This is a genomic window from Streptacidiphilus sp. MAP5-3 (assembly GCF_041262505.1).
GTDB lineage: Bacteria > Actinomycetota > Actinomycetes > Streptomycetales > Streptomycetaceae > Streptacidiphilus.
The window spans coordinates 109,558-119,757 of record NZ_JBGCCL010000022.1; the positions used below are offsets into that span (position 1 = coordinate 109,558).

Annotated in this window: 8 protein-coding genes; 5 read left to right on the forward strand and 3 right to left on the reverse strand. The window is 71.5% G+C overall.

Going from position 1 to position 10,200, the window contains the following annotated elements; all coding sequences use genetic code 11:
• The first annotated feature begins 236 nt into the window (after window positions 1–236).
• Entirely contained in the window at window positions 237–1,535 is a 1,299-nt protein-coding gene (locus ABH928_RS27015; protein WP_370071030.1) for an SWIM zinc finger family protein, read from the forward strand.
• Between the two features lie 63 nt (window positions 1,536–1,598).
• The gene (locus tag ABH928_RS27020) at window positions 1,599–3,116 is read left to right on the forward strand and encodes a DUF5691 domain-containing protein (protein ID WP_370071032.1); all 1,518 of its coding nucleotides are present in this window, start codon (window positions 1,599–1,601) and stop codon (window positions 3,114–3,116) included.
• Between the two features lie 59 nt (window positions 3,117–3,175).
• On the opposite strand, the gene ABH928_RS27025 is transcribed toward ABH928_RS27020, so the two are convergent.
• The gene (locus ABH928_RS27025; protein WP_370071034.1) at window positions 3,176–3,589 is read right to left on the reverse strand and encodes a cobalamin B12-binding domain-containing protein; all 414 of its coding nucleotides are present in this window, start codon (window positions 3,587–3,589) and stop codon (window positions 3,176–3,178) included.
• 482 nt (window positions 3,590–4,071) lie between these two features.
• On the opposite strand from ABH928_RS27025, the gene ABH928_RS27030 reads away from it, so the two are divergent.
• A complete protein-coding gene (locus tag ABH928_RS27030) occupies window positions 4,072–5,001 on the forward strand; it encodes an esterase/lipase family protein (protein ID WP_370071036.1) in 930 nt (309 codons plus the stop codon).
• Window positions 5,002–5,111: 110 nt separating this feature from the next.
• Window positions 5,112–6,182, forward strand: coding sequence for a M23 family metallopeptidase (locus tag ABH928_RS27035; protein ID WP_370071038.1), 1,071 nt, complete (start codon window positions 5,112–5,114; stop codon window positions 6,180–6,182).
• Between the two features lie 22 nt (window positions 6,183–6,204).
• Here ABH928_RS27035 and pcrA read toward each other — a convergent pair whose 3' ends face one another.
• Entirely contained in the window at window positions 6,205–8,832 is a 2,628-nt protein-coding gene (gene pcrA / locus ABH928_RS27040; RefSeq protein WP_370071040.1) for a DNA helicase PcrA, read from the reverse strand.
• A 43-nt stretch (window positions 8,833–8,875) separates the two neighbouring features.
• A complete protein-coding gene (locus tag ABH928_RS27045) occupies window positions 8,876–9,382 on the reverse strand; it encodes a low molecular weight protein-tyrosine-phosphatase (protein ID WP_370071042.1) in 507 nt (168 codons plus the stop codon).
• Between the two features lie 91 nt (window positions 9,383–9,473).
• Here ABH928_RS27045 and ABH928_RS27050 point away from each other — a divergent pair, with 91 nt between their 5' ends.
• On the forward strand, window positions 9,474–10,109 hold the full coding sequence (locus ABH928_RS27050) for an RNA 2'-phosphotransferase (protein WP_370071046.1): 636 nt from the start codon (window positions 9,474–9,476) through the stop codon (window positions 10,107–10,109).
• Window positions 10,110–10,200: the final 91 nt, after the last annotated feature.

Here is a 10,200-nt window from a genome sequence, read left to right on the forward strand (position 1 = left end):
GGGCATCGTCGGCGGACCGCCGGAACGCGGTCGGAAACGCAGTCAGAAACACGGTCGGCAGCACAGTCGAAAACGCAGAGTCGGCAGGTCGACAGGGCATTCACGGCCCGGTCGTCGCCTGCGAGAACCACTCTGCACGGTGGGTCTGACAATTCGTCGGGCCACCGCCCCGAACGAGTGAACGACGCCTTACGCAGCAGCCCGATGTGTCAGTGGTGGGCTCTAACGTCACGGACATGAACGATCGCTGGACTACCGATCACGTTCTCTCCCTCTCCCCTGACGCCCCCTCGGCCAAGGCCGCCGCCAAGCTCGCCAAAGCGGAGCCCTGGTCCGACACGGGCGCGTCCGCCGCCGCCGTGTGGGGCGCTTGCAAGGGCAGCGGGTCGCGGCCCTACCAAACGGTGGTCGCGTTGGACGGCCCCGCCTACCACTGCTCCTGCCCGAGCCGGAAGTTCCCTTGCAAACACGCGCTGGCGCTGTTGCTGCTCTGGTCCGGCGACGCCCTGTCCGACGCCGAAGCATCGGAGTGGGCCGCCTCCTGGCTGACCTCCCGTCAGCAGCGGGCCGAGCGCGCTACGGAGCGCGCCACCGCGTCCGCGCCAAAGGACGACACCGCGGCGGTCGCCCGCCGGGCCGGGCGTGAGGCACGCGTTGCCGTCGGTACGGCCGAGCTCCAGGCCCGCCTCACGGACCAGCTCGGCACCGGGCTCGCCGAGGCGCCCGGCCAGGGCTACCGCTTCTGGGAGGGCGTCGCAGCGCGCATGGTCGATGCCCAGGCCCCCGGCCTGGCCACCCGTGCACGGGAGTTGGGCGCGCTGCCGGCATCCGGACCGGACTGGCCCTCCCGCCTGCTGGAGGAGTACGGCCTGCTGCACCTGCTGGCCTCGGGCTACCAGCGGGTCGGCGAGTTGCCCGAACCCCTGGCGGCGACAGTCCGTTCCCGCGTCGGCTTCACCGTCGACAGCGCCGAGGTACTGCGCGGCCCGCTGGTCCGCGACCGGTGGCTGGTCCTCGGCTCCCGCGACAGCGCCGACGAGCGCCTCACCACGCGCCGGCTCTGGCTCCGGGGTGAGGAGTCGGGCCACACCGCGCTGCTGCTCTCCTTCGGCCGCCCAGGCGTGGCGCCGGAGTTGGCGCTCCCGACCGGCCTGGCACTCGACGCCGAGCTGGCCTTCCACCCGGCTGCCCGCCCGCTGCGCGCCGCCCTCGGCGCCCGCCACGCCGCTCCCGCCGCCGCGCCGCGGCCCTCCGGCGTGACCGTCGATGCCGCGCTGGACACCTACGCGGCGGCGCTCGGTGACGACCCGTGGCTGACCTGCTGGCCGGTCGTCGTCTCGGACGTCGTCCCGGTGCCCACGGAGACGGGCTGGAGCCTGGTCGACGGCACGGGCGCGATACCGCTGCGCTCCGGCTCGCTCTGGCGGCTCGTCGCCGCGTCCCAGGGCCGTCCAGTCACCCTTTTCGGCGAGTGCGGCTGCCGCGGCTTCGATGCGGTCACCGCCTGGACCGACGAGGGATCCCTTCTGCTGTGAGCGCGGGCAATTCACCTACGTTCATCGGCTGCCCCGCACCCCGCCCCGGCAGAAAGGCCTCACGTGACGCCCACGACGCCTGCACCTCCCGCAACCGCCTGGTCCGACCTCGTCGAGGACGCCCTCCTCGGCACCAACCGCCGCAGTCGGCCCGACCTGCTCGACCGTGCCGCCGCGCTCACCGTGGCACGCCGGGCCGGTCTGCGTCCGGCGCCCGCACCCGAGATACCGGCCGCCGCGCCACCGGACACCCGCACGCCGCTGCCTCCGGCCGCCGCACGACGACTCGCGTCCCTGCTGGCGGACGGCTCAGCCGGGGAACTGCTGCCGCAGTGGCTCGCCGCCACCCGGCTGCGCGGCTACGCGCCGCCTTCGTCACTGCTCCCACAACTGCTCGACACCGCACGCCAGCGGAGCGAAATCCGCCCGGACGCCGTTGCCGTCGCCGGTCCCGTCGGGCGCTGGCTGGCCGGGCTCAACCCCGAGTGGCGCTTCGTGCTGCGCGTGCCCGTGGAGGGCCCCGAGGTCAACGACACGACAGTCGATCCGACAAACAGTCAGTCCCTTTGGCAGGAGGGTCTCTTCGCCGAGCGTGTCACCTACCTGACCCGACTCCGGAGGCGCGATCCCGCGGCCGGGCTGGCGTTGCTCCGGACGACGTGGCGCAGCGAACGTGCGGAGGACCGGCTGCTCTTCCTGGACGCACTGCAGGAGGGCCTCGGTCCGGACGACGAGGCCTTTCTGGAGGCCGCTCTCGCAGACCGCGCCAAGAACGTCCGGGCGACGGCGGCCGAGCTGCTCTCCACGCTGCCTGGGTCCGCTCTGGCCGGGCGGATGGCCCAGCGCGCGCGGCAGGCGGTCTTCCTGCAGGGCCAGGACCTGGTCGTCGAGCCGCCCACCGGCTGCGATGCCGCGATGCAGCGAGACGGCATAGCCGCCGGTTCGCCGACCGGCCGTGGTGACCAGGCATTCTGGCTCGGCGAGATCGTCGCGGCGACCCCGCTCCGTCTCTGGACCGAGCTGATCGGCCCGCCGGAGGAGGTCCTGGCGCTCTCGCCCACCCCGGAGTGGGCCCGCGAGCTGTTCGACGCCTGGGCCCGGGCCGCGGTCCGCCAGCACGACGCCGCATGGGCGAGCGCGCTGCTCACCGTCCACGCCGCCCATGGGGCAACGGGCACGCCGGCCCGCCTGGTCGCCGTACTGCCGCCCGACGAGCGGGCGGAGTGGACGGCGGGTTTCCTGTCCGTACAGGGGTTGGCCGACGCGTTCCAGCTGCTGGTCACCTGCCCGGGTCCGTGGCCGGAGCTGCTGTCCACGACGGTGCTGGACGCACTCGCCGAGGCCGCGAACGGCGGCGCCTACCCGTGGAGCCACAGCGGCGTGCTCGGCGTCGCCGAGCGCTCGTTGCCGGTCGCCGCGGCCGCTCGCGTCGACGAGCTGGCCGCGACCGGTTCAGCAGCGTGGGCGGAGGTCTTCACCCGGCTCGCCGGCACGTTGCGCACCCGCAATGCGATGCTCACCGAACTGGGCAGCCGCGAACCGGACAGCCGCGAACCGGGCGGCGTCAAGCTCGCCGGCTGACCTTCAGGTTCGACGGGTGACCTTCCGCGCCCGGAGCCGGACGGTCCGCCGCCCGAGGATCAGGCCGCGGCGCCCGCACGCAGGTTGCTCTCGACCCAGCTCACCACGTCGCGCGTCGGCGTGCCGGGGGTGAAGATCTCGGCCACGCCGAGCTCCTTGAGCTGCGGGATGTCGGCGTCAGGGATGATGCCGCCGCCGAAGACCACGATGTCGGCTGCGTCGCGCTCGCGGAGCAGCTCAACGATCTTGGCGCAGAGCGTCATGTGCGCGCCGGAGAGGATCGACAGGCCGATCCCGTCCGCGTCCTCCTGGATCGCGGTGTCGACGATCTGCTCCGGGGTCTGGTGCAGCCCGGTGTAGATCACCTCCATGCCGGCGTCGCGCAACGCACGGGCGATCACCTTGGCGCCACGGTCGTGACCGTCGAGACCGGGCTTCGCCACCACCACGCGGATAGGGCCGGACACGCCCATCTTTGCCTCCTGCGTCCTTGCAGTTGCTGCGTTGACCGACGTTGCCATCCGGTGTCGGCATCCGGTGTCGGAACGTTATCCCCGGCCGGGGCCGGACGCCGTTTCGCAGACCCGAGCGAGGGGAGAATCACAATGATCCACCGTTCGTCCTGATCCATCGTTCATCGACGAGTTCACTGCGCGTTGGAGCCATACCCCACCTCGGCGACGCCCACCCGTCGTCAGCCGCCTGTGATCCACCACCAAGGCGGCCATCAGGGTGGCGGGGGCATCGAGGCGCAGCGGGGAGCCGCAAGCCGTCACGCAGCCACCGCTGTGCTGCCGCCCGCTCGGCGCGCCCTCGACACACGTTCGGCCGCGACTCCGGCGCCGCACGAGGTTGGTGCGGCACGGTCGCCGCCGCGTCGCGTCGTGGGACTCGAGCCTGCTCGCCCGTCCACGCCGGACGCTTCCCGGATCCGACCCGCGGGGAGGTCGTGGCTGTGAGCATCGTGTCGGAGCGCACCGGCGCCTGGGCGCGCGAGATCTGCGGGACCGGGCTGGGCATCGGGCTGGGTGTCGGCTTGGAAGGCGTCGCACTGGCCGGCCATCTGCTGCTCTACCCCGGTGGGTTCCTCCAGCCGGAGCCGTGGCCGCCGGAGCGCCCGCAGCACTGCGGCCACCTGCGCCGCAGTCAGTCCGTCGCGGAGAGCAGGCTCGGCCAGGACCGGGCCGACGGGATCGGTGGGGCCGGGGGCGGGGTCGGCGGTGACGGGGAGGCGCTCGGAGGCGCCCACGCCCCCGTCCTGTTGCTGCACGGCCTCTTCGACAACCGGGCGGTCTTCACGCTGCTCCGCCACAACCTGCACGTCCACGGTTGGGACCACGTGCACGCGTTGAACTACAACCCGCTGACGCTCGACATCCCGCGCGCCGCCGCACTCTTCGGCCACCAGGTCGAACAGGCCCGCTGGATCTACGGCGGCGAACGGATCGCCGTCGTCGGCCACAGCCTCGGCGGACTGATCGCGCGTTACTACGTACAACGCCTCGGTGGGAGCGAACACGTGCACACCCTGGTGACCCTCGGCACGCCCCACCAGGGCACGGTGGCGGCGCATGCACTCCGCGCCTTTCCGATCGTGCGTCAACTACTGCCGGGCAGCGAGGTGATATCCGAACTCGGCGCGCCTGCGCCCGAATGTTCGACGCGCTTTCTCTGCTTCTGGGGCGGCCTGGACGCGCTGATCCTTCCGCACCAACACGCCCGACTCGACCACCCCGACCTCGCCACGGAGAACGTGCTGGTCCGCACCGCCGGACACCTGTCGCTGCCGGTGCACTGGGAGGTACTCACGCGTGTGCGCGAGGCGTTGACGGACGCCCAGAAATCGACACCAGTACGACGAGTGAACAGTCGTCAGATCGCCTGATCGTAAGACGGCTACCTGGGGGGACAATTCAGGAGTTCTCTTGTTTCCGGTGCGATACCGGGGATACAGTCACGGACACTTTCCCGCTGTCGAGGTGGATTGGGATTCCCGTGACCACTGATACCAGTTGGTACGGCCAGGAAACCCTGGTCCTTCCCGACCACGGTCGGCCGTACCCGGAGCAGTGGGCCTACGACACATACGACGCATATGCGTACGCGCACCCCTACACGGATCCCTACTGCCCGGCCCACCAGGCGTACCACCAGGAGCCCTGTCAGGCGCACTTCGGGTGTCCGGAGTACCAACGGCCCCAGCCCGCGTACTCGGCGGCCTTCGCGGACCACCCGACCACCACGGCGGTCGCCTACGTCGACGCCACCATCGTCGACCTCCCGGCCGACGCTTCCGTCGACGTTCCTGTCGCAGCCCCCCTCACGCCGCCGCCCGCCGCACCACCCGTCGTCGGCGGGCGGGCCGCCGCCAGAGGGGCGCGACGGAAGGCGGCCCGGCGCCGGTCCGCGGTGCTGACCATCGTCGCGCCGTCCGCGGCGGTTCTGGGAGTTGCCGGTGCAGCCGCCGCCACGATGGGCCCCCTGAGCGCCCACCACCACGTCACAACGACCGCCATCTCGGCCCCCGACGCCGCCCAGGCGCAGGCGCAGGCGAAGACGCTGACCAGCACCGAGACGCGGGACGCCGCCGAACGCACCAGCCGCGACGAAGCCCGCACCGCCCTGCAACTGCGGGTCGCCGCAGCCAAGAAGGCCGCCGCCGAGGCGCCGCGCTTCGTGCTCCCGATCGCCTACCACACCGGCCTCAGCGCGCTGTTCGGCCAGGCCGGGACGCACTGGATGCAGTTGCACACCGGCATCGACTTCCCGGTGCCGGTCGGCACTCCCGTCCACGCGGTGACCGGAGGGGCCGTCAGCACCGAGTGGAACCCCTTCTACGGCAACATGTCCAAGGTGACCGCGCCGGACGGCACGATCACCTGGTACTGCCACCTCAGCGCCTACCGGCTGCACAGCGGCCCGGTGAAGGTCGGCGAGGTGATCGCCTACTCCGGCGACACCGGCAACTCCACCGGACCGCACCTCCACTTCGAGGTGCACCCGACCGGCGGCCCGGCCGTGGACCCACTGCCCTGGCTGCTGGCCCGCGGCCTGGACCCGCGCTGAGGCGGGCCCGACTACTCAGCGCTCAGAGCTTCTCGACCGGTGCGTAGCGCAGCAGCAGTTGCTTCGTGCCCTCCGCGCCGAAGTCGATGGTGGCCTTCGCGTCGTCCGCCGGGCCCGACACCGCCATCACCGTGCCCAGTCCGAAGCGGTCGTGGGTGACCCGGTCGCCGACGGCCAGGCTGACCATCGGACGGTCCTTCATCCGTCCCGCGTTCTTGCCCCAGCCCGCCGCCGGCGTGGAGCGTCGGCCACCCGCCGTACCCGTGCCGGCCGAGCGGCCACCGAATCCACCGCCGGAGCCGCCCGAGCCGCCGGACTTCAGCGACGGCACTGCCGCCGCGGCGGTCCGCTTCTCGTCCACCAGGGTCGGCGGGATCTCCTCCAGGAACCGCGACGCCGGGTTGTACGACGGCTGACCCCAGGCGCTGCGCAGCACCGCTCGGGAGAGGTAGAGCCGCTCCCGGGCCCGGGTCAGGCCGACGTAGGCGAGGCGGCGCTCCTCCTCCAGCTCCTTGGTGTTGTTCATCGCCCGCATGTGCGGGAAGACGCCGTCCTCCATGCCGGTCAGGAAGACGACCGGGAACTCCAGGCCCTTGGCGGTGTGCAGCGTCATCAGCGTGATGACGCCCCGCCCTTCACCGTCTTCGTCAGGGATCTGGTCGGAGTCGGCCACCAGCGCGACCCGCTCCAGGAAGCCGGGCAGACCCGTCTGGACGGGCTCCCCGTCCGGGCCCTCGACCGGCTCCTCCTGCTCGAACTCCAGCGCCACGGCCGCGAGTTCCTGCAGGTTCTCGACACGCGTCTCGTCCTGAGGGTCCGTCGACGCCTGGAGCTCGGCCAGGTATCCGGTCTCCTCCAGCACCGCCTCCAGCACGGCGGCGGGCCCCGCACCCGATTCGACCACACCGCGCAACTTGGCCATCAGGTCGTTGAACTTCTTCACCGCATTGGCGGAGCGCGCGGCCATGCCGTACGCCTCGTCCACCCGCAACAGCGCCTGCGGGAAGGAGATCCGTTCGCGCGAGGCCAGCGCCTCGATCATCGCCTCGGCACGCTCGCCGATCCCGCGCTTGGGCACGTTGATGATCCGGCGTAGCGGCACCGAGTCCTCGGGATTGGCCAGCACCCGCAGGTAGGCCAGGACGTCACGCACCTCACGGCGCTCGTAGAAGCGGACGCCGCCGACAACCTTGTAGGGCAGGCCGACGCGGATGAAGACCTCTTCGAAGACACGCGACTGCGCGTTGGTGCGATAGAAGACCGCGACGTCACCGGGCTTGGCGTCGCCCGCGTCGCTGAGCCGGTCGATCTCGTCCGCGATGAACTGCGCCTCGCCGTGCTCGTCGTCGGCGACGTAGGAGGTGATCCGGGTGCCCTCGACGCCTGCCGTCCACAGGTTCTTCTTGCGGCGGTTGCTGTTGCGCTCGATGACAGCGTTGGCAGCGCTCAGAATCGTCTGCGTGGAGCGGTAGTTCTGCTCCAGCAGGATCGTGGTGGCGTTCGGGTAGTCCTCCTCGAAGTCGAGGATGTTGCGGATCGTCGCGCCGCGGAAAGCGTAGATCGACTGGTCCGCGTCACCGACCACGCAGAGCTCGGCGGGCGGGATCTCGGCCAGGGCAGCCTGGGCCGGGTTCACGAACTCGCCGTCCACCGTCTTCTTCGGCGCCTGGCCGCTGGCGCCGCCCGTCAGCTCGCGCACCAGCATGTACTGGGCGTGGTTGGTGTCCTGGTACTCGTCGACCAGGATGTGCCGGAACCGGCGGCGGTAGTGCTCGGCGGCGTCGGGGAACGCCTGGAGCAGGTTGACCGTGGTCATGATGATGTCGTCGAAGTCGAGCGCGTTGGCCTCGCGCAGCCGCCGCTGGTAGAGCGCGTAGGCCTCGGCCAGCTTGCGCTCCATCGGGTTGTCGGCCTGGCCGGCGTAGGTCTCCTCGTCGATGAGCTCGTTCTTGAGGTTGGAGACCTTGGCGGTGAAGGACTTCGGCGGGAACTGCTTCGGGTCCAGGTCGAGGTCGCGGCAGACCAGCGCCATCAGGCGCTGCGAGTCCGCCGCGTCGTAGATCGAGAAGCTGGAGGTGAACCCGAGCCGCTTGCTCTCGCGCCGCAGGATCCGGACGCAGGCGCTGTGGAAGGTGGAGACCCACATCGCCTTGGCGCGCGGCCCGACCAGGGCCTCGACGCGCTCGCGCATCTCGCCCGCGGCCTTGTTGGTGAAGGTGATCGCCAGGATCTCGCCCGGCTGCACGCCGCGTGCGGCCAGCAGGTAGGCGATCCGGTGCGTGAGCACCCGCGTCTTGCCGGAGCCGGCACCGGCCACGATGAGCAGCGGCGAGCCCGCGTGCTCGACCGCCTCGCGCTGCTGCGGGTTCATGCCGTCGAGCAGCGTCTCCGGGTCCCGGACCGGATGCGGCGCGCCGTTGCGGTAGTACGCCCCGGGCACCGGCTCGGCCGGGTCGAAGGACTGGAAGAGCCCGCTCGGGATCTCCTCCTCGTACGGCGCGTCGTACGAGGCCTCGTGCGGAGCCTCGAACGAGGCGTCGAACGGGGCCTCGCCGTATGCCGCGTGGTCGTACGGCGGCTCGCCCGCCGAAGGCGCCGGGGCAGGGGTGTCCAGGCCGGGCAGGGGGATGTCGTCAAAGAGGCTGCTCATCACCCACGAGTCTAGGACGCCCCACGGACACCCCGGGACGGCTTCAGCGCACCATGCTCCTGACTTCGGCGAGCAGGCCGTCACAGCCCGCCTCGCAGAGCCCGAGCACCTCCTCGAAGCCGGCCAGACCGCCGTAGTAGGGGTCGGGGACGTCAAGATCGTCGCCGTCGGGCGTGTGCCGGGAGGCGTCGAAGGAGCGCAGCAGCCGGATCTTCGCCGCCTCCTCCGAGGTCCGGGCGAGGCGGCGCAGGGCCCGCTCGTGCCCCCGGTCGAGCGCGACGACCAGGTCGTGCGTGGCGAACCACTCCGGGCGGAACTGCCGGGCCACGTGGTCGCTGCCGTATCCGGCCGCACGCAGCACCCGGACGGCACGCTCGTCGGCCGGGTCGCCGACGTGCCAGGAGCCGGTGCCCGCACTGTCGACCAGGATCCCGCACGCCAACCCCGCCTCGGCCACGCGTGCGCGCATCACCTGCTCGGCCATCGGCGAGCGGCAGATGTTCCCGGTGCAGACGAAGCAGATGCGCATCACCCGACCATGATCGGCCATGTACGCTCGGCACGCTCGACAGGGGCGCCGGCGGCGAGTACGGCCGAAACGTGCGCGACGCGGGCCGGGATCTCGCCCTACCGTCGGCGCCATGGACGACAACCGAAGAATGATCAGGACATCGAAGTTCCTCTCCCGGGTTCTCCGGCACGATCCGGGCAGCATCGGCATCCGCCTGGACCCGGCCGGATGGGTGGACGTCGCGCAGCTCCTCGCAGCGGCCGCTGCGCATGGCCGCCGGATCAGCCGGGTCGAGTTGGACAGGGTGGTCGCGGAGAACGACAAGCAGCGGTTTGCATTCAGCCCGGACGGGGGCCGGATCCGGGCCAGCCAGGGCCACACGGTGCCGGTGGACCTCGGCTACCAGGAGGCCGCGCCACCGGCGCGGCTCTTCCACGGAACGCACCCCGGCGCGCTGGACGCCATCTGGCGGGAGGGGCTGCGTCCGATGCAGCGGCATGCCGTGCACCTGTCGCCGGACATCGCCACGGCGACCCGGGTGGGCGGCCGACGCGGACGGCCGGTGGTGCTGAGCGTGGACGCGGCCGGGATGGCGGCAGCCGGGTTCGTCTTCCGGGTCAGCGCCAACGGGGTCTGGCTGACGGACCACGTCCCGCCGCAGTTCCTCGGCCAGGTCGCGCCGGACCAGGTCAGGGCGGACCAGGTCAGCGCAGACCAGGTCAGGGCGGACCAGGTCAGGGCGGACGAAGAACACTCAGAACACTAGTAGATTGTCGCGGCTAAGTGTCGTTCTGGTTGGTGGAGTTGGGCAGAATCCCCTTGTCGCTTTCGTCCGGCCAGGCAGGGGTGCCGTGTCC